Origin of the sequence: Streptomyces sp. NPDC006743, from assembly GCF_040703815.1 — a bacterium.
Taxonomy (GTDB): domain Bacteria; phylum Actinomycetota; class Actinomycetes; order Streptomycetales; family Streptomycetaceae; genus Streptomyces.
Window position 1 is genome coordinate 69,978 of sequence record NZ_JBEYJA010000016.1, and the last position, 20,854, is coordinate 90,831.

Consider the following 20,854-nt stretch of genomic DNA (forward strand, 5'->3'; position numbering starts at 1 on the left):
GGTGCACGAGGTGTCGATCGCCGCCGCGCTGGTGGAACGGGCCGGGGAACTCGCCCTGGCCGAGGGCGCGGACACCGTCTCGGCGGTGACCGTGCGGGTGGGTGAGCTGTCCGGAGTGGTGCCCGACGCCCTGGACTTCGCGTTCGAGGTGGTGCGGGCGGGCACCGCGCTGTCCGGCGCCCGGCTCGTCGTCGAGCAGGTGCCCGCGCGGGCGTACTGCGGTCCGTGCGCGGCCGAGTTCGCGGTGGGCGTCCCGCCGTTCTTCTGGTGCCCGCGCTGCGACCGGCCCTCGCAGGACCTGCGCAGCGGACGGGAACTGGCCATCACCGCGATCGAGACGGCGCCGCGAGCGGCCACCTGACGGGCAGGCCGGTCGCGGACGCAGCGGCGGCCCGCGGGTGCGCGGTGCACCGGCGGGCCGCCGTGCCGTCCGGACGGGTCAGCAGATGCGGGGCAGTTGCTCCCCCAGCGGCAGGTCGACGACCCGGGTCCCGCCGAGACCGGTGGAGACGACCACCATGCCGGGGTGTTCGGCGACGCACTCCCCGACGAGCGCGGCGCCGGTGCCCTGCGGGTGGGCGCGCATCGCCGCCAGGACCGCCTCGGCCTCGGCGGCCGGCACGAAGGCGACGAGCCTGCCCTCGTTGGCCACGTACAGCGGGTCCAGGCCCAGGAATCCGCAGGCGTTGGCGACCGCCTCGGGGACGGGCAGGGACCGCTCGTGGAGCCGGACCCCGGTGCCGGAGGCGCGGGCGATCTCGTTGAGGGAGGCGGCGAGTCCGCCGCGGGTCGGGTCGCGCAGTACGTGCAGGTCCGGGGTGACGGCGAGCATGGTGGCGACCAGGTCGGCCAGGGGCGCGGTGTCGCTGGCGATCTCGACGCCGAACTCCAGGCCCTCCCGGACGCTCATGATCGCCACGCCGTGCAGGCCGATCGGGCCGCTGACCAGGACCGCGTCGCCCGGTCTGGCACGCTGCGGCCGGATGTCCACGCCCTCGGGGACGAGCCCGACACCGGCGGTGGTGACGTACACGCCGTCGCCGTGCCCGGCCTCCACCACCTTGGTGTCTCCGGTGGCGATGGTGACGCCGGCCGTCTCGGCCGCCGCGCCCATGGCGCGGGCGATCCGGTCGACGACGGCCAGCTCGACGCCCTCCTCCAGGACGAACGCCGCGGACAGGAAGGCGGGGCGGGCCCCGCTCATCGCCAGGTCGTTGACGGTGCCGTTGACGGCCAGGTCGCCGAGGCTGCCGCCGGGGAAGAACAGCGGACGCACCACGTAGGAGTCGGTGGAGAACGCCAGGCGCGCACCGCCGAGGTTCAGGACCGCGGAGTCGCCCATGGCGGCGAGGGTGGGGTTGCCGTAGGCCGGGGCGAAGACGTCCTGGATCAGTTCCGCGGACAGGGCGCCGCCCCCGCCGTGACCCATCACCACGACCGGCTGGTCGCGCAGCGGGGCGGGGCAGGTCCAGTTCGCGGGGTCGACGGCCGCGTCCGGGCTCGCGAGGTCAGCCAACGGTGTTCAACTCCTCCTGCGGGGCGGGCGGTCCCTGGGGGGTGGGCGGTCCCTGGGGGGTGGGGCCGTTCATCCGGCGGTACAGGTAGTAGGCCGCGCAGGCGCCCTCGCTGGAGACCATGGTGGCGCCCAGCGGGGTGCGCGGGGTGCACTCCTTGCCGAACGCGGCACACTCGGTGGGCTTGATCAGGCCTTGCAGGACCTCGCCCGCGCGGCACACGGCGGGCTCCTCGGTGCGGATGCCGGTGACGTCGAAACGGTGCTCGGCGTCGTAGGCGCGGTAGGCCTCGGACAGCCGCCAGCCGCTGGCGGGGATGCGGCCGATGCCGCGCCAGGAGCGGTCGGCGACCTCGAAGACCTCCTGGAGCATCCGCAGGGCGGCCGGGTTGCCGCTCTCGCGCACCGCGCGCGGATAGGCGTTGTCCACCCGGTGCTCGCCGCGCTCCAGCTGGCGCACGGTGCGGCGAATGCCCTCCAGGATGTCGAGGGGTTCGAAACCGGTGACGACGATCGGGACGCGGTGCCGTGCGGCCAGCTCCGGGTACTCGTCGGTGCCCATGACGCTGCACACGTGCCCGGCGGCGAGGAAGCCCTGCACCCGGCAGGCCGGGGCCGTCATGATCGCGTCGATGGCCGGGGGGACCCGGACGTGGGAGACGAGCAGGCTGAAGTTGTCCAGACCGAGACGGCGGGCCTGGTGCACGGCCATGGCGTTGGCGGGCGCGGTCGTCTCGAAGCCGATGGCGAAGAACACCACCTGCCGGTCCGGGTGCTGCCGGGCCAGCCGGAGCGCGTCGAGCGGCGAGTACACCACCCGGACGTCACCGCCCTCGCCCTTGACGCGGAACAGGTCACGGCCGGTGCCCGGCACCCGCAGCATGTCCCCGAAGGAGCAGAAGATCACCTCGGGGCGGGCGGCGATCTCCAGTGCCTTGTCGATGACCTCCAGCGGGGTCACGCACACCGGACAGCCCGGCCCGTGGATCAGCTCCACCTCCTCGGGCAGCAGCTGGTCGATGCCGTGCCGGATGATGGAGTGGGTCTGGCCGCCGCAGACCTCCATCAGCGCCCAGGGCCGGGTGACCGTCGCCCGGATCTCGTCCAGCAGCCGCCGCGCCAGGGCCGGGTCGTTGAACTCGTCGATGTACTTCATGGGGCCTCGCTCCCGTTCTCCTCGCGCGCCGCCGGGGCCGCCCAGGCGGGCGGGGCCGCGCGTCCGGCCTGCCGCGCCGCCTGCTCCCAGGCGTCGCCGAACTCCTCCTCCAGCAGGCCCAGTTGTTCGAACAGTTCCAGCGACGCGCGGGCCGACGCCTCGTCCAGCCGTTGCAGGGCGAACCCGACGTGAACGATCACGTACTCCCCCACCCGCAGGTCGGGCAGGTACTCCAGACACACCTGTTTGCTCACCCCGCCGAAGTCCACCAGTCCGGTGAGCGGGTCGGCGCGGTGGTCGATGGACACGACCTTGCCGGGCACTGCCAAGCACATGGGTCACTCCGTCTCGTCGCTGTGGGTGAGCCGCCCGGCGACCATGAGCTGGCCGAGGGCCAGGCCGCCGTCGTTCGGGGGGACCTCGCCGTGCCGCAGGACGGTGAAGCCGTCGCCGGCCAGCAGCGCGGTGCACTCCTCCTCCAGCAGCCCGTTGGCGAAGACGCCGCCGCTGAGGACGACGGTGGTCAGGCCGGTGGCCCGGCGGGCACGCCGGCAGATCCGGGCGACGGCCCGCGCCACCCCCCGGTGGAAACGTGCCGCCAGCACCGGCGCCGGGGTGCCGCGCCGCCGGTCGGCGAGGAGGGCCTCCAGCATCGGTGCCGGATCGCAGCCCACGGGTCCCGGTCCGGCGGTCAGCCCGAAGGGGTACGCCGCGGTCTCCGTCTCCCGGGCCTCGGTGGCCGCCGCCTCCAGTTCCAGGGCGGCCTGCGCCTCGTACGCCGCCCGGTGGCAGATGCCCGCCAGGGACGAGACGGCGTCGAAGAGGCGTCCCATGCTGGAGGTGGGCACACAGGCCAGGCCGCGTTCCAGCTGCCTGCGCAGCACGGCGCGTTCCACGTCCGTGCAGGCGGTGACGCTGGGCAGGCCGGGCTCCCAGGGCAGTCCCGCCGCCCACAGCCGGGCCAGCGCCAGGCGGCACGGGTTGGCCACGCCCGCGTCGCCGCCGGGCAGCGGTGCGGGGGTCAGGTGGGCGAAGCGGCGGTGGCCCGCGTAGTCGGCGAGCAGGAACTCACCGCCCCAGACGGTGCCGTCGTCGCCGTGGCCGGTGCCGTCGAAGGCCACGCCGATCACGGGTGTCGTCCCGTCCAGGCCGTGTTCGGCCATCGCGGAGGCGATGTGCGCGTGGTGGTGCTGGACGAGCACCGGCCCACCCGCGCGCAGCCCGGCGGCGCGCTGCCGGGCCCAGCGGACCGAGTGGTAGCCGGGGTGCCGGTCGGCGGCGACGAGCGCGGGCGCCACGCCGGTGAGGTTCAGCAGGTGCCGCTCCGCCCGCCGGGCGGCGTGCAGGGTGGTCAGGTCGCCCATGTCGCCGATGTGCGGGCCGAACCAGGCCTGCTCGCCGTCGCCGACACACAGGGCGTTCTTCAGGTCGCCGCCGACCGCGAGCACGGGGCGCACGGGGACGGGGAGCCGCAGCGGGCGGGGAACGTAGCCGCGGGAGCGGCGCAGCACCTGCTCGGTGCCGTCGGGGCGGACCCGCAGCAGCGAGTCGTCGCACGGGGAGGCGACGGGCCGGTCGTTAGTGAGCCAGGCGTCGGCCAGTCCGGCCAGCCGGGTCAGGGCCTCCCCGTCGTCCGTGACGATGGGTTCGCCGGAGCGGTTCCCGCTGGTCATCACCAGCACCCGGGGGCCGGGCGGGTCGCCCGGCAGACCGAACAGCAGCGAGTGCAGGGGGGTGTAGGGCAGCATCACGCCGATGTGCGGGCTGCCGGGGCACACCGCCTCGGCGAGGCGGAGGCCGTCGGGGCGCGCGCACCGGCGCAGCAGGACGATGGGGCGGCGCGGGCCGGTCAGGGCCGCGCGTTCGCGGTCGGTGGGGGCGGCGATCCTCTCCGCGGTGGTCAGGTCCGCGCACATCACGGCGAACGCCTTGCCGCCGCGTTCCTTGCGGGCGCGCAGGGTGGCGACGGCGTGCGCGTCGGTGGCGTCGCAGGCCAGGTGGTAGCCGCCGACGCCCTTGACGGCGACGATCCGTCCGGCGGCGAGCAGCGCCCGGGCGCCCGCCAGGGCCTCGGCGTCCCGGGCCGGGCGCGGGCCGCTGCCGTCGGCGGGCACCAGGGTCAGCCGGGGCCCGCAGTCGGGGCAGGCGACGGGCTGGGCGTGGAAGCGCCGGTCGGCGGGGTCGGCGTACTCCCGCGCGCAGGCCGGGCACAGCGGGAAGCCGGCCATGGTGGTGGCCGCGCGGTCGTAGGGCATCGCGGTGGCGACGGTGAAGCGGGGGCCGCAGTGGGTGCAGGTGATGAACGGGTGCCGGTGCCGGCGGTCGGCCGGGTCGGCCAGCTCGCGCAGGCAGTCGGCGCAGGTCGCGGTGTCGGGCGGGAGCTGGGTGCGGCCCGCGCGCTGCTCGGTGGGACGGATGGTGAAGGGGCGGGCGGCGCCGGTGGCGGGGAGGTCCTCGTGTCCGATGCCGGTCACGGCGGCCAGCGGCGGGGGCTGTGCGGCCAGCCGGTCGCAGAACCGGGTGACGCCGTCCGCCGGTCCCTCGACCTCGATCAGCACGCCGTCCGCGGTGTTGCTCACGAATCCGGCCAGGGCCAGGTCGGCGGCGAGGCGGTGCACGTAGGGCCGGAAGCCGACGCCCTGGACCGTGCCGCGCACGGTGAGGCGGCGGCGTACGGCGCCGGTGGCGGTCACGGGGCGGGGGTGGTCGCCGGGTGGGGGCCGGCATGCCCGGCGGTGGGGCCGGCGGCGCCGGCGGGAGCGTGCTCGTGCGGTCCGTGGTCGTGGTCGTGGCTGTGGGGGCGCGGGGCGAGGGGCGGGTGGTGCGGCGGGGCCTCGTGGCGGACGGCGAGCGCGCGTTCCAGGACGGTGTCGACGCCGTCGCCGGTGCGTGCGCAGGTGCGGACGATCTCCACCCCGGGGTTGACCCGCTGCACGTGGGCGCGGAAGGCCCCTTCGTCGAAGCCGGCGGGTTCGGCCAGGTCCGTCTTGGTGAGGACGACGAGGTGGGCGGAGCCGAAGGCGGTGGGGTACTTCAGTGGCTTGTCCTCGCCCTCGGTCACCGCCATCAGCACGATCCGCAGGGTCTCCCCGAGGTCGTAGGAGGCCGGGCAGACGAGGTTGCCGACGTTCTCGACGAACAGCAGCGCGGTGTCCGCGGGCAGCCAGCCCGCCAGCCGGGTGCGCAGCTGGCGGGCTTCGAGGTGGCACAGGCCGTCGGTCAGCACCTGGCGCACGGGCGCCCCGGAACGGGCGAGGCGGCGGGCGTCGTTCTCGGTCGCGAGGTCCGCGGTCAGCGCGGCGACCGGGATGTCCAGGGCGACGGCGCGGGCCAGCACCCGTCCGAGGAGTTCCGTCTTGCCGCTGCCGGGACTGGACAGGAGGTTCACGACGCCCACGCTTCGCCGGACGAGGTCGTCGCGCAGGTCCCGGGCCAGACGGTCGTTCTTGGCGAGGACGGCCTGCTCGACGTCGAGGGACCGGCACATGGCACTTCTCCTCACGGTCGGTTCAGGAGGGTGCCGCTCGTGCGGGACGAGCGGCGCCTGACCGATCGTGGACGCAGCCGGCCGCGCCGTACGGCAGCGCGGCCGTGCGCGGGACCCCGGATTGGTCCGGGCGGCTCAACGGGAGGGCGCCTGCGGGGGCGGCGGGGTCCGTGAGCAGGGCGGGGAGGAGGGTGCGCAGGGCGTCCACCGCGTGGCCGACCGCCCGGCGCACCGGGTCGCTGAGTCCGGGCATGACGTCCTCGTCGCCGGTGGGCCGGACGGCGGGTTCGCAGGCGAGCACGAGGACGCGGGGAAGCGGCCCGTCGGCCAGCCGGGCGGCCAGGGCCAGCACCCTGGCCGGGTCCATGCCGTGGGCCTCGGGCGGGGCGGCGGCCGGGCCGGCCGGGTCGGGCAGGTCGGCTTCGACGAGGGAGAGGGTGCCGGGCCGGTGCCCGCGCGGGGCGGCGTCGACGAGGACGGCGGCGGCGTAGCCGTCCAGGAGTTCGTAGGCGAGGTCCAGGCCGCGGATGCCGAAGTCCCGGGCCCGGACGCCGGCGGGCAGCGGCCGGGCGGCCAGGGCCTTCAGCACCTCGGGGCCGAAGGCGTCGTCGGCGAGGAAGATGTTGCCGACGCCCGCGACCAGCAGCCGGGCCGGGGGCGGCGCCGTCACCGGGGGCTCCCGGTGAGCGGGTCGGCGGCCGGGGCCAGGGGGCGGGCGGTGCCGGAGGGCACCTTGCGGACGAACGCCGAGCGCAGCGCGTGGTAGGGGGCGCGGGGGTCGAAGAAGATGGCGTGCATGCGGGCGAGTTCGGCGCTGCGGTGGTCCGCCAGCGGCCGTGCCGCCTCGTCGCGTGCGCGCGTGGCCGCCTTGGCCTCGATCCGCCGGCCGAGTCCGGGGGCACGGGAGAGTCCGGCCGCGAGGCGGTCCACCTCGGCGGCGAACCCGGCGGCCGGGGCGGGCACCAGACGGTCCACCAGGCCCAGCCGGTGCGCGGTGGCGGCGCTGACCGGCAGGGCGTCGGTGGTGAGCCGCTCGGCGGCCCGCGAGCCGGCCCGGCGCGGCAGGCTGTACGTCCAGTACTCCGAGCCGTACAGGCCCATCCGCCGGTAGTGCGGGTTCAGGACGGTGCCGGTGCGGCACCACACCTCGTCGGCGGCGAGCGCGAGCATGACGCCGCCGGCGGCGGCGTTGCCGCCGAGCGCGGCCACCACCAGCCGGTCGGTGGTCCGCAGCACCGCCTCGACCAGGTCGTTCATGGCGTTGAGGTTGGTCCAGGACTCGGCGGCCGGGTCGGGGGCCGCCTCGATGACGTTCAGGTGGATGCCGTTGGAGAAGAAGTCGCGGGCGCCGCCGAGGACCAGCACGGAGGTGGGGCGGGTGAGGGCGTGGCGGTAGGCGGCGAGCAGCCGGCGGCAGTGGTCGGTGCTCATGGCCCCGCCGGGGAAGGAGAAGGTCAGGAAGCCGGTGTCGCCGTGCTGCCGGTAGCGGATGTCGGTCCAGGTGCGGCGGCCGGCGGGCAGTTCGAGGGGAGCGGGGTCCTCCCGCGGCGCGTCGGGGCCGAGCACCGAGGCGGCCGGCCGTTTGAAGGGCGCGGGGTCGCCGGAGTTCTTGCGGGGCCTGAGTTCCGGGATCCACACGGCGCCGTCCGAGGTGGCCCGGCACACCGCTCCGGCGCGGGTGGCGAGCAGGTCGCCGGGGCGTCCGCGCAGCCGGTCCTCGGGGTGACCGCCGTGCAGGAAGACCTCACGGCCGAGGATCTCGTCGAGCACACCGGGCTGGGAGTCGGCGCCGCGGAGCTTGCGCAGCACGGTGGCGGTGCTGTCCGCGGCCCAGTCGATGCGCCGCCGGGTCTGGCGCAGGGCGTCGCGCCACACCACGCGCACCTCCGGGTCGCTCTGCGGCCGCGGTTTGAAGGAGCCCTCCTCGAAGCGGCGCACGGCCAGCAGGACGGCGGCCACCGCCGCGTCGGAGGCCTCGTTGCGGTACAGGTCGCTCTTGCCCACCTGCTCCGTCCTGAACGGCACCGACGCCCAGATGTCACCGGCGTCCATGGCGGCCTCGGCCCGCAGGACCGTGACGCCCCAGTGCGGGGCCTGTTCGGCGATGGCCCAGTCCAGGGAGGACGGGCCGCGGTCCCCCTCGGGTCCGGGGTGCACGATGAGGCAGGTGTGCTCGCGCCACAGGTCTTCGGGCAGCGCCGTCTTGAGCATCGGCGCGATGATCAGGTCCGGGCGGGCGCGCGTCACCGCGGCGCGGACCGCGTCGGGACCGTGCGAGGCGAGGACGGCGTCCACGCGGTGTCCGTGGTCGGTGAGTTCGGCGTAGACGCGTTGGGTCAGGCTGTTGAACGCGCTCGCCACGAGCAAAATGTCCATGACATGGCATGGTGTCCGTTTCGCCGGCCGCCGGGAAGGACCGTGACGGCGTTTCGCCCCGCCCTGGCCCCCCGCGTGCTCCATCCGGACCGCGGGCACGGAAGCGCACCCGGACCGCGGACGCGGGGGCGCACCGGACCTCGTGCGCGGGAGTGCGCCATCCGGATCCGGACCGCCGGTGCGGGACGGCGAAGGGACCCCGGCTCGTCCCGGCGTGGCGCTGCAATACTTTCTGCTTATCTGATGTAACAGTCTGCACATGATCTGGCAGCAGAACATCGACAGGGCCCCCGTCCGATGTGACCGGGCCGCCGTTCGTCACCCTCGTCTTCTCACCCTGCGCGGAGCACTGGTGGCCGCGGCGACGACAGCCGCTCTGGCCGGCGGCCCCGCGGCCACGGCGGCGCCGGCCGGCGCCTTCACCGCCGACTGGGACGCCATCGCCGCGTGCGAGTCCGGGGGCAACTGGCAGGCGAACACCGGCAACGGCTACTACGGCGGACTGCAGTTCGCCCAGTCCAGCTGGATCGCGGCCGGCGGACTGCAGTACGCGCCCCGGGCCGACCTGGCCACCCGCCGGGAACAGATCGCGGTGGCCAGACGGCTCGCCGCCCTCCAGGGGATGCAGGCCTGGGCCTGCGCCTGACGTCGGACCGTCAGAAGGGATGGTGCGCCTGCTGGGCGGCGAGGGTCGTCCAGCGGGTGTTCACGGAGGTGCGGTGGGCCGGTGGGGGGCGGCCCCGACGGGGCCGGGGTCGGCCTGGGCGGCCGGCCGTTCCGGAGCGGTCGGCCCGGTCGGCGGGCCGGGAGGCGACGGCGGAGGCGGTCAGCACAGCACGGCGAGGGCGCCCGGCAGGACGCGGGCCGTGACCGGCAGCACCGCGTCGACCTCGCCGTCGGCGCCGTAGGGGATGTCGCGGTCGGCCTCGACCCGGACCTCCCTGCCGCGCAGGATCCGCACCTCGGGCCGGCGGACGTGGCCGCCCGACTTCAGCTCGTTCATGAGCGTGAAGAACAGCCGGCGCGGGGCGGCGCGGATCAGCACCACGTCGAGCAGGCCGTCGTCGACGCGGGCGGCGGGCGCGATCATCCGGCCGGAGCCGTAGTAGGCCGAGTTGGCGGCCACCACGGTGTAGCCGCGGTGGACGTGCTCCTCGCCGTCGACGGTGACGCGGTAGGCCGCGGTGCGCCAGGTGGCGACGGCCCGCAGCCCGCCGGTGTAGTACGAGGCGGCACCCCGAAGCAGCCGGGCCCGGTTGGCGTGCCGGTTGGCGAGCGCGTCGACGCCCGCGTACACGCTGCCGAGGACGACGGTGCCGGGGTGGACCGCCGACTCCACCTCGATGGTGTCGACACGGCGCGGGGCGTGGTGGAGCAGCACGCGTGCCAGGGCTGCGGGCTCGGCGGGCAGGCCGAGGGCCCGGGCGAAGTCGTTGCCGCGGCCGGCCGGCACCAGGCCGAAGAGGGTGCCGGTGCCGCTGAGGGCGCCGCCGACGCCGCCCGCGATGCCGTCGCCGCCGACCGCGAGCACCACCCGGCCGCACTCCCCGGCCCGCCGGGCCAGCTCTCGGGCGTGGTCGAGGCTGCGGCTGTACTCGGTCTCCAGCCCGGCGCCCGCCTCCCTCAGCTCCCTGCCCACCTGCAGCAGCGCGGCGGCGCCGGAGGCTCCGCCCGCGGTCGGGTTGACGATGGCGGTGAACTGACGCATCGGTGGGCCTCCGGGCGGAGTGAGGACGTGAAGGGAGTCAGGGGCGGGGCGGAGGACGGGGTGAGGAGGGGGCGGGGGTGATGGCGCGAGGCGGGGAGCAGAGGGCCGGGAGCGGGGTGCCGGGCGGCCGGCGGACGGGGACGTCGGGGAAGGCTGGTCGCCGGTTGCCGACCGCACGTCCGGGAGGACGAGGGCGAGTGCGCGGGTCTCGGACGGGCGGGCGGCACAGCGCCGTGCGCCGCCCCCTGCTCGCCGCACAGCGGCCGCTGTCCGGCGGAGGCCGCCCTGTGCCCGGCCGTGCCGGGTGTCAGCCGCCGGCCGGGTCCGGGGGCAGCAGCACGCCGGGGTTGAGCAGACCGGCGGGATCCAGGCGCCGCTTGACCGCCCGCAGCGCCTCGACGCCGAGCGGTCCGGCCTCCCGGACGTAGGCGTCGCGGTGGTCGGTCCCCACGCCGTGGTGGTGGCTGATGGTGCCGCCCGCGGCGAGGACCGCCTCGCTCGCGGCGCGCTTGGCGGGCGCCCAGTGCGCCACGGGATCCTCGCCCTGCGCGCTGACCACGGTGAAGTACAGGGAGGCGCCGTTCTCGTAGACGTGCGAGATGTGGCACATGACGAGCGGTGGAGTGCCCGCCTCGGTGAGGGTGGCGGTGAGCGCGTCGCGGACGGCGGCGTACAGGCCGGGCACGCGCGACCAGAAGGCGGCGGTCTCCAGGGTCTCGGCGAACGCGCCCACGTCCAGGAGCGCGTCCCGCAGGTACGGGGCCGAGTAGCGGCCGCGGGCCCAGCGTTCGCCGGGTTCCTCGCCGAGGGGGGTTCCGCCGCACGCCCGCAGGACGGCCGCGGCCCGTTCCCTGCGGTGGGCGACGTCCTCGGCGGTGCCCTCGTAGCCGGTGATCGCCTGGCAGCCGGCGGACCCGTCGGCGAGCGAGGCGCCGATGGCGTCGGGCTGGGCCAGTCCGATCAGGGTCTCCGTCTCGTCGGACAGGCGCAGCACGGTCGGCAGCGGCCCGTCCTGGGCGAGCCGGCGCACCGCCTCCGTGCCCTCCTCGAACGAGGCGAACCGCCACCCCTCGTAGACGCGGGTCCGCGGCAGCGGGCGCAGCCGGACGGTCACCGCCGTGATCACGCCGAACGCCCCCTCGGAACCGAGGACGAGCTGGCGAAGGTCGGGACCGGCGGCCGAGCGCGGGGCCCGGCCCGCCTCCAGGGTGCCTTCGGGAGTGGCGAGGGTGAGGCCGAGCACCATCTCGTCGAAGCGGCCGTAGCCCGCGGACGCCTGGCCGCTGGAGCGGGCGGCGGCGAACCCGCCGATGGTGGCCCACTCGTAGGACTGCGGGAAGTGACCGAGGGTGAAGCCGTGTCCGGCGAGCAGCGCTTCGGCGTGCGGGGCGCGCAGGCCGGGCTGGAGGGTGGCGGTCCGCGAGACCGGGTCGAGGGCGAGCAGCCGGTCCATGCGGCGCAGGTCGAGGGCGACGAAGGGTCGCCGGCCGGACGCCCGGTGCTCGGGAGCGAGGCCGCCGACGACGGACGTGCCGCCGCCGAACGGCACGAGGGCCACGTCATGGGCGGCGCAGGCACGCAGCACGGCGAGCACCTCGTCGTGGCCGGCGGGGAGCACCACGGCCGCGGGCAGGTCGGTGAGGTCGCCGCCCCGGATGCGGAGCAGGTCGGGGGTGGACTTGCCGCGGGTGTGGCGGATGCGTGCGCCGGCGTCGGTCCGGACGTGCTGCTCGCCGCCGACCGCCTCCTCCAGGGCCCGGCGGGCGGCGGCGGTCAGCGGGGACTCGGGGACGCGCAGTTCTTCCCAGCCGACCGGGGCGGCACCGGCGGGCCTCACCCCGAGCAGGTCGCGCAGCAGCCCGGTCACGGGGGCGGGCAGCGGTGCGGCCTCGGCCGGGTCGCCCCAGCCGCTCCACAGCATGTCCATGGGTCGTTCCTCACCGGTCGCGTCGAAGGGGCGTTACACTGTTACACATGACGCCTATTCGTCACAACGGTCCGGACCGCGGAAGCGGGAGCGAAAGCAGCGGGGACGCCTCGAGCGGCACGGAGGACATGCACGGCCCGGACGGCGCGCCCAGCCGAGACGGCGCACACGGCACGCGCGCGGCGGACGGCGGGAAGGGCGCGGGCGCCGGGGCGGGCCCCGGTGCCGCGGGCGCCGGGGCGGCGGGTTCCGCCTCGCCGTCCGGTGATCCCGTGCTCGACGCCGTACGCGACTGCGTCCTGGCCGTGGGGGTCCGCCGTACGACCCTGACGGACGTGGCCCGGCGGGCGGGCGTCTCCCGGATGACGCTCTACCGGCGCTGGCCGGACGTCCGTTCCCTGGTGGGCGATCTGATGACCCGGGAGTGGATCGGCGTGGCCACCGGCGCGATGCCCGAGCGGCGGCCCGGTACGGCCACCCGCGCCCTGATCGTGGACGGTCTGGTGGCGGGGGTGGCGGCCTTCCGCGCGCACCCCCTGTTCCGGAAGATCGTCGACGTGGACCCCGAGCTGCTGCTCCCCTACGTCCTCGACCGGCGGGGAGCCAGCCAGGACGCCCTGCTCGAACTGGTCACCGAGGCCCTGCGCGAGGGCCACGCCGACGGATCGGTGCGCCCCGGCCATCCCGCGCGGCAGGCGCGCTCCCTGCTGCTGGTCGTCCAGTCCTTCACGTTGTCGCTGCGCACGATGGCCGACGAGGACGACCCCGAGCTGACCGCGCAGGCGTTCCTCGGGGAACTGCGGACCCTTCTGGAGAGGACCCTGACGCCATGAGCCCCGCCCCCTCCCGTCCCGGCCCGGCGGATTGCGCCGGCCCGTCCGGCTCCCCTGCCCGCTCGTCGCTGAGCGCCGCCCGGCGGGCGCGCGAACTGGCGCTGACCGTGGGCGGCCCCGCCGTGGACGTCCTGGTGGTCGGGCTGGGCGCCACCGGCGCCGGCGTGGCCCTGGACGCCGCGGCCCGCGGGCTGTCCGTGGCCGCGGTCGACGCCCACGACCTGGCCTTCGGCACCTCCCGCTGGAGTTCCAAGCTCGTCCACGGCGGCCTGCGCTACCTGGCCTCCGCCCAGCTCGACGTCGCCCACGAGAGCGCGGTGGAACGCGGGGTGCTGATGGAACGCACCGCACCCCATCTGGTCGGCGCGCAGCCGTTCGTCCTCCCGCTGACCCCCTTGGTCTCCCGGCGCCAGGCGGCCCTGGCCTGGGCGGGTTTCCGGGCGGGCGACGGGCTGCGCCTGGCCGCGCGCACCGCCCGCGCCACCCTGCCCGCGCCGCGCCGGACGTCCGCCGTGGAGACCCGCCACCTCGCCCCCGCGCTCCGCGGGGCCGGGCTGCGCGGCGGCCTGCTGTCCTGGGACGGACGGCTCAGCGACGACGCCCGCCTGGTCACCGCCGTCGCGCGGACGGCCGCGGCACACGGAGCACGGATCCTGACGCGTGTACGGGCCCTGGAACTGACCGCGTCCGGCGCCCGGGTACGCGACCGGCTCACCGGGGAGGAGGGGGAGATCCGCGCCCGCTCGGTGATCAACGCCTCCGGCGTGTGGGCGGGCGGTCTGGTCGACGGCGTGCGGATCCGGCCCTCCCGCGGCACCCACCTCGTGCTGCGCGCCGCCCGTCTCGGGCCGCTGCCCGCCGGCCTGCACATCCCCGTGCCGGGTGAGACCAACCGTTTCGTCCTCGTGCTGCCCCAGGGGGACGGCCGGGTGTACGTCGGACTCACCGACGAACCCGTCGACGGTGGGATCCCGGACGTTCCCGAGGTCCCCGAGACGGACATCGGCTTCCTGCTGGACGTCCTGGGGTCCGCCCTGGAGACGCCGGTCCGCCGCGAGGACGTGGTGGGCGCCTTCGCGGGCCTGCGACCGCTCCTGGACACCGGGTCCGGCGGTCCGTCCGGCGCGGCTTCCCGCACCGCCGACATCTCGCGCAGGCACGCGGTGCTCACCTCGCCGGAGGGAGTGGTCACCGTGGTCGGCGGCAAGCTCACCACCTACCGCCGGATGGCCGAGGACGCCGTCGACGCCGCCGTGCGCACCCGCGGCCTGGCCGCGGGGCCCTCCCCGACGGCCGCGCTGCCCCTGGTCGGTGCCGCCTCGCCCCGCGCGCTGGCCGCGCTGCCGGCGCCCCGCCGTCTGGTCCGCCGCTACGGCACCGAGGCGCCGGCGGTGCACGCGCTCGGCGCCGCCGATCCGGAGCTGCGCGAACCCGTGCTGGAGGGGCACCCCGTCACCCGCGCCGAGCTGGTGTGGGCCGTACGGCACGAGGGGGCGCTCGACGAGAGCGATCTGCTCGACCGGCGTACGCGGATCGGCCTGGTCCCGGCCGACCGGGCAGCGGCGCTGCCCGCCGCCAGGAACGCGATGGGCCAGGCGCTGGGATCGCGGTGAGGCGGCGGTCCGGTACCGGGACCGGGCCGGTGCGGCGGGGCGGGGCTGCCGCGGGGAGGGCCCGGGGCGGCGGGGGTCGCGGCGGCGGTGGCCGCGCGGCGCCCGCGCCCTGGGGCAGCGGCGCGGCGGAGGGTCAGGCCGCCAGGGTCCCGTCCGGTGCCAGACGGACCAGGAGCTGGGCGCGGTGCAGGGCGGCCACGGGGGCGAGGAGGTCGGGGTGGCGCAGCAGGGCCGCCGCCGAGCTGTCCCGCTCGTCGGGGGTGAGCAGGCGCCGGAACTCGACCGGAGCGTGCGGCGCACGGCCGTCGTCGGTGAGCGCGTCCTCGGTGAGCGCGGCCACGGCGCGGCCGGCCAGGGCGGGATCGGTGAGCAGGCAGGCCGCCCAGCTCGCCACGACCTCGTCCACCCAGGTGCGCCAGGCGTACGTGTCGGGGTCCCCGGCCCCGGCCCCGTCCGCGCCGGCGACCCAGTCCAGCCGGGCGGAACCGCCGGGACCGGCCAGGCCGACCAGCGCCGCGTCCATCGGCGTCGGGTAGCGCAGCCAGGCCGCGAGCGCCACCGCCTGGCGCGCCTGCACCTCGCACAGGGCGGAGGCCAGGGCGCCGCCGGACGCCGGGTACGCGGCGGTCAGCCACTGGGCGGTCGCCGCGATGAGGGGGGAGAGATCTTCGAGCACTGCCGGGCCGTTCGCACTGGTTCACGGACACAGGGACTACCCGGAACCGTAGTGCGCGGCCCGCGCCCCGCCTATGGCGCGGACCTCCTCCGGGGCGTGGCCTTGGCCACAGCGCGAGCGCCGCGGCGGGGCGGCCCGGAGGAGGTCCGGAGCGACGGGACGGGGGCGGGTCAGGCTTCCGCGGGGAACCGCTCCCAGACGCGGTGCGCGCCCAGGAGGCGGGTGATCTGCTCCAGGGTGGCGGTGCCGCTGTCCCCGAGGACCACGCCGGGCGCGTCGGTCGGGACGCCCGCCGCCTCCAGCGCGGCCTCGGCTCCCTTCCAGGCGCCGATCGCCTTGCCGTGCCGGAACGCCTCGGACAGCAGCAGGCTGACGCGGGGGTCGTGGCTCGCCTGCCGCGGGGAGGCCAGGCCGGACTTCGCGTCCCGGGCGCCGAAGGCGTCGGCGCCCACGCCCGGCGTACCCGACACCAGCACGGCGTCGAACTCCACGGACCGGGCGGTGGCGTAGGTGCGCTGCACGGACAGCGGGTCGGCGCCGTCCCCGAGCGTGCCGCCGACGGGCGCGACGACGAGGGGCACCATGCCGCCGGCGAGCACGGCCTCCCGCACGGCCCGTACGCCGTCCAGGTCGCCGTCCGGACCCGCGACGATCCCGATCACCCTGCCGTCCGTGGGCCAGGTGTGGCCGACCTGGGACAGCGCGGGGCTGGGCTGCACGTCGGCCAGCGGCACGGTCGCCTCCGGCGCGGGCAGGCCGAGCCCGGCGGCGACCTCCGCGCACAGCTCGGGGTCGATGTTGGCGAGCACCTGAAGGCCCCGCTCCTTGACGGCCTGCTCGTAGCACTTGCCCAGTTCGAAGGTGTAGGCGCCGATGATGTGCTCGCGCTCGACGGGGCTCATGCTGAGCCAGAACCGGCGGGGCTGGCTGAAGTGGTCCGCGAACGTCTCGGGGGCCTCCCGGACCTTCTTCGCCTCCGGGATGCGCACGGGAGCCTCGACGAACGCTCCCGCGTCCGCCCCGGCGGTGAACGGGCAGCCGCCGTCGAGGGAGTTCGGCCGGTAGGGGGCCACGCCCCGGTGCACGGCCGTCTGGTGGAAGCCGTCGCGCAGCATGTCGTTGACGGGGGCGTGCGGGCGGTTGATCGGGATCTGCGCGAAGTTGGGGCCGCCGAGCCGGGTGATCTGGGTGTCCAGGTAGGAGAACAGCCGACCGGACAGCAGGGGGTCGTCGGTGATGTCGATGCCGGGCACGAGGTGGCCGGGGTGGAAGGCGACCTGCTCGGTCTCGGCGAAGAAGTTCGACGGGTTGCGGTTGAGGACGAGCCGTCCGACGGGCTGCACGGGGGCGAGTTCCTCGGGGACGATGTTCGTCGGGTCCAGCAGGTCGATGCCCTCGAAGGTCTGCTCGGGGGTGTCGGGGAAGGTCTGGATGCCCAGCTCCCACTCGGGGTAGGCGCCGGCCTCGATGGCGTCGGCCAGGTCCCGCCGGTGGAAGTCGGGGTCGACGCCGCCCACGATCTGGGCCTCCTCCCACACCAGCGAGTGGACGCCCAGTTTCGGCTTCCAGTGCCACTTCACCAGCGTGGTGCGGCCCTCGGCGTCGACCAGGCGGAAGGTGTGGATGCCGAAGCCCTCCATCATGCGGAAGGAGCGGGGGATGCCCCGGTCCGACATGTTCCACAGGACGTGGTGGGTGGCCTCGGTGTGCAGGGTGACGAAGTCCCAGTGCGTGTCGTGGGCGCTCTGCGCCTGCGGGATCTCCCGGTCGGGGTGCGGCTTGGCGGCGTGCACGATGTCGGGGAACTTGATGGCGTCCTGGATGAAGAACACCGGGATGTTGTTCCCGACCAGGTCGAAGACGCCCTCGCTGGTGTAGAACTTGGTCGCGAACCCGCGGGTGTCCCGCACGGTGTCGGCGGATCCGCGCGAGCCGAGCACCGTGGAGAACCGTACGAAGACCGGGGTCTCGACGTCCTTGGCGAGGAAGGCGGCCTTGGTCACCGAGGACGCGGTCCCGTAGCTGGTGAAGACGCCGTGCGCCGCGGCCCCGCGGGCGTGGACCACGCGCTCCGGGATGCGCTCGTGGTCGAAGTGCATCACCTTCTCGCGCAGATGATGGTCCTGCAGCAGTACGGGACCGCGCGGCCCCGCCTTGAGCGAGTGATCGGTGTCGTACAGCCGCGCCCCCTGCGCGGTGGTCAGGTAGCTCCCGCTCTGCGCCATACGGGCCCGGTCCGCCCCGGTCGGCTGCCCGGTGGGCGAGACGGTGTCCGGTCCGCTCTGGTCGGGCTTGGGCGGCAGCGGGTCGCGCGGCTGTGTCGGCTCGGCGACGGAGGGGGACTCGGAACCCGGCTTCCCCGGGATGCCCTCCTCCGGTCCCGCGCCGTCACCCTGGAGCGCGTCGGCCACCTTGTGGGCCGCCTGCTTGATGGGGTTGGCCTCGCTCATGCGTACCGTTCCTCCACTCCTGGCCGCCCCCACGTGCGTGTGCGGCGGCCGTCACTGTCCGATCGCCGGTCGCCCCGAGGGGCCCCTCGCCTGCGGCTGCCACCGGTCCTGCCGTTCGGTCCGAGAGATCGAAAAACGTGGGCAAACAGCCCTTTACGGACATCGGCCCTGTCAATCTCTCACGGCCCGGAGGGCGGCGCACCGGGGCCCGCCACGACGGGGTGAACCCCCGGGTGCCGTGCCGCCCCTCCCCCTTCCCTCCGCGGTCGCCGCCACCCCGGCCGGCTGTCACCCCCACGTACCCCGGTCGCGCCGGTCAAGCCCTGCGGAAAACGCGTCGGTCGCGGTGACCGGCTCCCGGCAGGGGGGACCGGGCCGCACGGCGGCCGGACCCGAGCCGTGCCGTGTCGGCGCGGGCACGGCGGGTACCCGTCCCGGCGCCGCAGGACAGCGGAAACCGTCCGGTGCGCCGGTGACGGCCCGGCCGTCCGGCGCCGAGACGGTCCGGCGGTTCGGAGACGAAGACGGAGGGAGCGGGCATGGCAGGGGACGGAGGGGGCACGGCGCCCGCACGGCGCGGCGGACCGGCGGGTCTTCGCCTGGCGGCGGACGCGGCCGAGCGGCCGGCGCACCCGGCGCCGCAGGCCGCACAGGACCTGACACCCCAGGCTCCGCAGGACCCCGCGCCCCAGGCCGGAGGGGGCCGCACCGCCCGGGCGCCGCGGGAGCACCCGCCCCAGGAGCCGCAGCAACTGCCCCGGGACCGCAACCAGGCGATCCTGGAGGCGACCAAGCAGGTCGGAGCCCTGCTCAAGCGGAAAGGTCACGCTTTCGCCCTGGCCGGCAGCGTGGCGGTGTACGCGCACGGCGGCAGCGAGAACCTGCAGCACGACGCCGACTTCTGCGTCCTGCCCGACGACGCCCGGGCGGTGGCGGCCACCCTGCGGGAGAGCGGCCTCACGGTCTACGAGCCGCCGGAGGACTGGCTCATCAAGGCCAAGTGCTTCGACCAGGACATCGACGTCATCTTCGTCCTCGCTCACCAGCCCGTCTCCCGGGAGATGCTGGGCCGCGCCGAGGAACTGTCGGTCGACTCCGTGCGCATGCCCGTCCTGTCCCCGACCGATCTGCTGTGGAGCCTGATCGCCGCGTTCTCCGAGCACCACTGCGACTTCGGCGCCGTGCTCCCCATCGCCCGCGCCCTGCGCGAGAAGGTCGACTGGGACCGGGTCCGGCGCGCCTGCGGCGACGACCCCATGCCGGCCTCCTTCTTCTTCCTCCTCGAACGCCTGAACGTCATCGCCCCGCCGAAGGAGCCGTCATGAACCACCACCTCGGAGAGCGGGCATCCGGTCCTCCTGCCTGCGGAGACAACCTGGAGTACCGCGTGGCCCATCTCAGGGAGCGGATCGCCGGCGGCCCGCTGGGCGAGCTGGGGGTGCGGCTCGAGGTGCGCGGCGAGGCGGTGCTGCTCACCGGCACGGTCCCGTCGGCGCACTGCCGGGACGAGATCTGCGGCCTCGTCGGCGCCGAACTCGCCGGCCACCGCGTCCACTGCGACGTGGTCGTCACCGACGCCTCCTCCCCCGACCACGCGGAGGACCTCGCATGATCCGGATCGCAGCGGTCGGGGACATCCACATGGCCCCCGAGACCCAGGGCACCCTGCGGCCCGCCTTCGAGACGCTGCCCGAGTGCGCCGACATCCTGCTGCTGGCGGGCGACCTCACCCGGCACGGAACACCGGAGGAGGCACGGGTGGTGGCGCGGGAGATCGAGGGTCTGGGGGTGCCGGTCGTGGCGGTCCTCGGCAACCACGACCACCACGACGAACGGCCCGAGGAGGTCGCCGCCGTCCTGGAGGACGCGGGCGCGCAGGTGCTGGAGGGGCGCGGGGTCGTCATCCGGTGCGGCGCGGCACGGGTCGGCGTCGCGGGGACCAAGGGCTTCGGCGGCGGCTTCCTCGGCCGCAGCGCGGGCGAGTTCGGCGAACCGCTGATGAAGGAGTTCGTGCGGTGCAGCCGCCGCTGCGCCGAGGGCCTGCGCGCCTGCCTGGAGGATCTGGGCGAGCAGGGCTGCGACGCGCGCATCGCGCTCACGCACTACTCCCCCGTACCGGAGACGCTCGCGGGTGAGCCCCTGGAGATCTACCCGTTCCTCGGCAGTTACCTGCTGGCCGAGGCCGTCGACACGGCAGGCGCCGACCTCGCCGTGCACGGACACGCGCACGCCGGCACGGAGAACGGGATGACGAGCGGCGGCGTGCGCGTGCGCAACGTCGCCCAACCGGTCATCGGGCGCGCGTTCCACGTGTACCACCTGCACGACGGCGACGACGGAGGGCCGGGAGAAGAAGCGGGGCGGTGACCGTGGGTTCGAGCAGCGGGGCGGCGACCGGGAGTCCGGGGGCTGGCGCGTGCGGGCCCCCGCGCAGGCGGGCGGGGGCCGCGCCTCCCGTTCCGTACCCTGGGGCCCGTGCACATCTGTTTCGTCTGCAGCGGGAACATCTGCCGGTCGCCGTCCGCCGCCCTGGTGTTCGCCGAGCATCTGCGCCGGGCGGGGCTCGCCGGCCGGGTGCGGGTCACCAGTGCGGGTATCGGCCCCTGGCACGCCGGGGAGCCCATCGACGAGCGGGCCGGTGACGTGCTGGTCCGGCACGGCTACCCCGTGGAGCACGTGGCCGCGCAGGTCGGGGCCGAGCATCTGGACGCCGACCTGTTCCTGGCCATGGACCGCGGTCACGAGAAGGCGCTGCGCCGTCTCGTCGAGGACCCGTCCCGGGTCCGCATGCTCCGCTCGTTCGACCCGGAAGCGGGCGCGGACGCGAGCACGTGCCTCGACGTCCCCGACCCGTACTACGGCGGCCCGGAGGGCTTCGAAGACGTGCTGGCCATGATCGAGGCCACGATGGAGGGGCTGCTCGCCTGGGTACGGGACCGTCTGGCGCCGTGACCGCCCGGCCGGCCGGCGCCGCCGCCGCGACGCACGGCGCCGCCCGACGGACCGGCCCGCCCCGCGGCCCGCGCCAGGAAGGGTGACCGGCGCTCCGGGTGCCGGTTCCCCCGACGTGGCGAATCTCGCTCTGTGCAGACGGCCCGTTTGCGCTCGCCACGTG

The 20,854-nt window shown here is 75.8% G+C and carries 19 protein-coding genes; 8 read left to right on the plus strand and 11 right to left on the minus strand.

What is annotated here, in order from left to right:
• Position 1 precedes the first annotated feature (1 nt).
• A complete protein-coding gene (gene hypA / locus ABZ719_RS16250; RefSeq protein WP_366725893.1) occupies positions 2–361 on the plus strand; it encodes a hydrogenase maturation nickel metallochaperone HypA in 360 nt (119 codons plus the stop codon).
• A 78-nt stretch (positions 362–439) separates the two neighbouring features.
• On the opposite strand, the gene hypE is transcribed toward hypA, so the two are convergent.
• The 7 genes from hypE to ABZ719_RS16285 are packed head-to-tail and all read right to left on the minus strand — an operon-like array spanning position 440 to position 8,532.
• Complete coding sequence (gene hypE / locus ABZ719_RS16255; RefSeq protein WP_366725822.1) at positions 440–1,516, minus strand: hydrogenase expression/formation protein HypE; 1,077 nt, start codon at positions 1,514–1,516, stop codon at positions 440–442.
• Positions 1,509–2,669 (minus strand): hydrogenase formation protein HypD, encoded by a 1,161-nt coding sequence (gene hypD, locus ABZ719_RS16260; protein WP_366725823.1) that lies wholly within the window; start codon positions 2,667–2,669, stop codon positions 1,509–1,511. Before hypD ends, hypE begins: the two co-directional genes overlap by 8 nt.
• Positions 2,666–3,004, minus strand: coding sequence for a HypC/HybG/HupF family hydrogenase formation chaperone (locus ABZ719_RS16265; RefSeq protein WP_366725824.1), 339 nt, complete (start codon positions 3,002–3,004; stop codon positions 2,666–2,668). The genes hypD and ABZ719_RS16265 overlap by 4 nt, the downstream gene beginning before the upstream one ends.
• 3 nt (positions 3,005–3,007) lie before the next feature.
• Positions 3,008–5,362, minus strand: a complete 2,355-nt coding sequence (gene hypF / locus ABZ719_RS16270) for a carbamoyltransferase HypF (protein WP_366725825.1) — start codon at positions 5,360–5,362, stop codon at positions 3,008–3,010.
• Positions 5,359–6,156 (minus strand): hydrogenase nickel incorporation protein HypB, encoded by a 798-nt coding sequence (hypB, locus tag ABZ719_RS16275; protein ID WP_366725826.1) that lies wholly within the window; start codon positions 6,154–6,156, stop codon positions 5,359–5,361. The genes hypF and hypB overlap by 4 nt, the downstream gene beginning before the upstream one ends.
• Before the next feature lie 22 nt (positions 6,157–6,178).
• Entirely contained in the window at positions 6,179–6,826 is a 648-nt protein-coding gene (locus ABZ719_RS16280; RefSeq protein ID WP_366725827.1) for a hydrogenase maturation protease, read from the minus strand.
• A complete protein-coding gene (locus ABZ719_RS16285; protein WP_366725828.1) occupies positions 6,823–8,532 on the minus strand; it encodes a hydrogenase maturation protein in 1,710 nt (569 codons plus the stop codon). Before ABZ719_RS16285 ends, ABZ719_RS16280 begins: the two co-directional genes overlap by 4 nt.
• A gap of 259 nt (positions 8,533–8,791) precedes the next feature.
• Between ABZ719_RS16285 and ABZ719_RS16290 the strand changes: the two genes are divergently transcribed.
• Positions 8,792–9,178 carry a transglycosylase family protein gene (locus tag ABZ719_RS16290; protein WP_366725829.1) on the plus strand — a complete coding sequence of 129 codons (387 nt, stop codon included), beginning with the start codon at positions 8,792–8,794 and terminating at the stop codon, positions 9,176–9,178.
• 180 nt (positions 9,179–9,358) lie between these two features.
• Here ABZ719_RS16290 and ABZ719_RS16295 read toward each other — a convergent pair whose 3' ends face one another.
• Positions 9,359–10,240: a YegS/Rv2252/BmrU family lipid kinase gene (locus ABZ719_RS16295; RefSeq protein ID WP_366725830.1), complete on the minus strand. Its 882-nt coding sequence runs from the start codon at positions 10,238–10,240 to the stop codon at positions 9,359–9,361.
• Between the two features lie 307 nt (positions 10,241–10,547).
• Complete coding sequence (locus ABZ719_RS16300; protein WP_366725831.1) at positions 10,548–12,167, minus strand: FAD-binding oxidoreductase; 1,620 nt, start codon at positions 12,165–12,167, stop codon at positions 10,548–10,550.
• A 272-nt stretch (positions 12,168–12,439) separates the two neighbouring features.
• Here ABZ719_RS16300 and ABZ719_RS16305 point away from each other — a divergent pair, with 272 nt between their 5' ends.
• Both ABZ719_RS16305 and ABZ719_RS16310 read left to right on the plus strand, forming a co-directional pair.
• Entirely contained in the window at positions 12,440–13,000 is a 561-nt protein-coding gene (locus tag ABZ719_RS16305; RefSeq protein WP_366725894.1) for a TetR/AcrR family transcriptional regulator, read from the plus strand.
• On the plus strand, positions 12,997–14,613 hold the full coding sequence (locus ABZ719_RS16310) for a glycerol-3-phosphate dehydrogenase/oxidase (RefSeq protein WP_366725832.1): 1,617 nt from the start codon (positions 12,997–12,999) through the stop codon (positions 14,611–14,613). Before ABZ719_RS16305 ends, ABZ719_RS16310 begins: the two co-directional genes overlap by 4 nt.
• A gap of 133 nt (positions 14,614–14,746) precedes the next feature.
• Here ABZ719_RS16310 and ABZ719_RS16315 read toward each other — a convergent pair whose 3' ends face one another.
• Both ABZ719_RS16315 and ABZ719_RS16320 read right to left on the minus strand, forming a co-directional pair.
• Positions 14,747–15,289, minus strand: a complete 543-nt coding sequence (locus tag ABZ719_RS16315; RefSeq protein WP_366725833.1) for a hypothetical protein — start codon at positions 15,287–15,289, stop codon at positions 14,747–14,749.
• Positions 15,290–15,459: 170 nt separating this feature from the next.
• The gene (locus tag ABZ719_RS16320; RefSeq protein ID WP_366725834.1) at positions 15,460–17,739 is read right to left on the minus strand and encodes a catalase; all 2,280 of its coding nucleotides are present in this window, start codon (positions 17,737–17,739) and stop codon (positions 15,460–15,462) included.
• 539 nt (positions 17,740–18,278) lie between these two features.
• Here ABZ719_RS16320 and ABZ719_RS16325 point away from each other — a divergent pair.
• The 4 genes from ABZ719_RS16325 (at position 18,279) to ABZ719_RS16340 (ending at position 20,691) form a co-directional block, all read left to right on the plus strand.
• Positions 18,279–19,064, plus strand: coding sequence for a hypothetical protein (locus ABZ719_RS16325; protein ID WP_366725835.1), 786 nt, complete (start codon positions 18,279–18,281; stop codon positions 19,062–19,064).
• Positions 19,061–19,351 carry a hypothetical protein gene (locus ABZ719_RS16330; RefSeq protein ID WP_366725837.1) on the plus strand — a complete coding sequence of 97 codons (291 nt, stop codon included), beginning with the start codon at positions 19,061–19,063 and terminating at the stop codon, positions 19,349–19,351. Before ABZ719_RS16325 ends, ABZ719_RS16330 begins: the two co-directional genes overlap by 4 nt.
• Complete coding sequence (locus ABZ719_RS16335; protein ID WP_366725838.1) at positions 19,348–20,106, plus strand: metallophosphoesterase; 759 nt, start codon at positions 19,348–19,350, stop codon at positions 20,104–20,106. The genes ABZ719_RS16330 and ABZ719_RS16335 overlap by 4 nt, the downstream gene beginning before the upstream one ends.
• 108 nt (positions 20,107–20,214) lie before the next feature.
• Positions 20,215–20,691 carry a low molecular weight protein-tyrosine-phosphatase gene (locus tag ABZ719_RS16340; protein WP_366725839.1) on the plus strand — a complete coding sequence of 159 codons (477 nt, stop codon included), beginning with the start codon at positions 20,215–20,217 and terminating at the stop codon, positions 20,689–20,691.
• Positions 20,692–20,854: the final 163 nt, after the last annotated feature.

What these genes read in the sequence shown, in the direction of transcription:
- ABZ719_RS16325 (WP_366725835.1), top strand. Translation starts at nt 18,279, where the DNA reads ATGGCAGGGGACGGAGGGGGCACGGCGCCCGCACGGCGCGGCGGACCG.
- ABZ719_RS16335 (WP_366725838.1), top strand. Translation starts at nt 19,348, where the DNA reads ATGATCCGGATCGCAGCGGTCGGGGACATCCACATGGCCCCCGAGACC.
- ABZ719_RS16295 (WP_366725830.1), bottom strand. Translation starts at nt 10,240, where the DNA reads ATGCGTCAGTTCACCGCCATCGTCAACCCGACCGCGGGCGGAGCCTCC.
- ABZ719_RS16290 (WP_366725829.1), top strand. Translation starts at nt 8,792, where the DNA reads ATGATCTGGCAGCAGAACATCGACAGGGCCCCCGTCCGATGTGACCGG.
- ABZ719_RS16285 (WP_366725828.1), bottom strand. Translation starts at nt 8,532, where the DNA reads ATGGACATTTTGCTCGTGGCGAGCGCGTTCAACAGCCTGACCCAACGC.
- ABZ719_RS16265 (WP_366725824.1), bottom strand. Translation starts at nt 3,004, where the DNA reads ATGTGCTTGGCAGTGCCCGGCAAGGTCGTGTCCATCGACCACCGCGCC.
- hypD (WP_366725823.1), bottom strand. Translation starts at nt 2,669, where the DNA reads ATGAAGTACATCGACGAGTTCAACGACCCGGCCCTGGCGCGGCGGCTG.
- ABZ719_RS16320 (WP_366725834.1), bottom strand. Translation starts at nt 17,739, where the DNA reads ATGAGCGAGGCCAACCCCATCAAGCAGGCGGCCCACAAGGTGGCCGAC.
- ABZ719_RS16330 (WP_366725837.1), top strand. Translation starts at nt 19,061, where the DNA reads ATGAACCACCACCTCGGAGAGCGGGCATCCGGTCCTCCTGCCTGCGGA.
- ABZ719_RS16300 (WP_366725831.1), bottom strand. Translation starts at nt 12,167, where the DNA reads ATGGACATGCTGTGGAGCGGCTGGGGCGACCCGGCCGAGGCCGCACCG.
- ABZ719_RS16310 (WP_366725832.1), top strand. Translation starts at nt 12,997, where the DNA reads ATGAGCCCCGCCCCCTCCCGTCCCGGCCCGGCGGATTGCGCCGGCCCG.
- hypB (WP_366725826.1), bottom strand. Translation starts at nt 6,156, where the DNA reads ATGTGCCGGTCCCTCGACGTCGAGCAGGCCGTCCTCGCCAAGAACGAC.